Here is a 1,129-nt window from a genome sequence, read left to right as displayed (position 1 = left end):
CCGGTATTTCCCGCTGACACCGGTAAACCAGCCGTGCGAGTTCAGGGCCAGTGTCTCCGCCGGCTTGTCCGGAATGGTGGTCAGAGTGAAGCTGTCATCCGCTTCGCCAATGATTTTTACTGACTGTACTTCCTTCTCGCTGAAAAGCGAGAGCTGCACCTCAGCCGCTTTTCTGCGACGCCCCACATCATCCAGGTCCCCGGTATTCGCCAGTCTCCTTTTTGCATCCCCGTACCGCACCTCGTTATACGCCGCCTCATCAAATTTGCCATTCACCATAAAATCTTCGCGGTTAGGCCGGACTTTTCGTTTAGGTTTGGCTCCCTGAATATCGTCTGCCGGCGGTGATTTCACTCTTCCCGCGGCTGCAACGTCTGCGGCGGCATCTGCCGGGTAGTACCAGGCTGGCCGCCGCAGGACAACCGCATCAGGGATCACAGCATTTGGACCATAGTAAAAATAGTGACTACGTTTGTCGAAATGCGCCATGGCAGCGGACAGTGAGGGATAGTCACCGTATTTAATCAGATTCCGGCTGGTCAGATTGGCATATTTCTGCGCCCATAATTGCTCAGGCAGAATAACGGGCGCATTAAGCTCATAATAAATATTACTGAACTGCCTCGCAGTCATATCAAAGACATAATCGCCGCCCCCTCTGGTACCGAGAACCACATAGTAATTCCTCGGCGATTTGTCCGTGCTGTTTGCGAAAAAAGCGATGCCGCGATAGCGGATGTTTTCAAAACCTTCGTTCCGGAGAAACGAGGCAACATAAGGCGCAACATAATTACTTTTTCCAGGAGGAGACTGGATGGAATCCTCTATTTCCCTTACCTTCCGGAGCCTTCCCAGCGTTTCTCTGGCATTAAAAGCCTGTGCGCCGTCCAGGTTTGCCAGCACTTTCTCCTGCGGTAAACCTTCCCGCACCGGCTGTGCCGCCATAATCACTTCATCGTCTGCCTGTTGTGCAGGGCGCGACGCACCTTTACCGCCGCCACGCAGCCCGCCGTAGCCTTTATTGATTTTCCATTGCCCGTTCTCAAAGGCAACAGGTTCGCCATACACAAAACGCCCCGGGTTTTTCGGGTCGACCGTGCGCCATGTATCAGACGCATCATCCCAGCGA

1 pseudogene is annotated in these 1,129 nt (G+C 53.6%); it reads right to left on the bottom strand.

What is annotated here, in order from left to right:
- A pseudogene (locus ACQ3G7_RS24685) lies at positions 1 to 1,129 on the bottom strand (hypothetical protein); the annotation flags it as partial.

Origin of the sequence: Kosakonia sp. N21, assembly GCF_050587465.1 — a bacterium.
Classification (GTDB): domain Bacteria; phylum Pseudomonadota; class Gammaproteobacteria; order Enterobacterales; family Enterobacteriaceae.
Note: the sequence above shows the minus strand (reverse complement) of the source record. Positions and strands in the feature narration are given on the sequence as shown.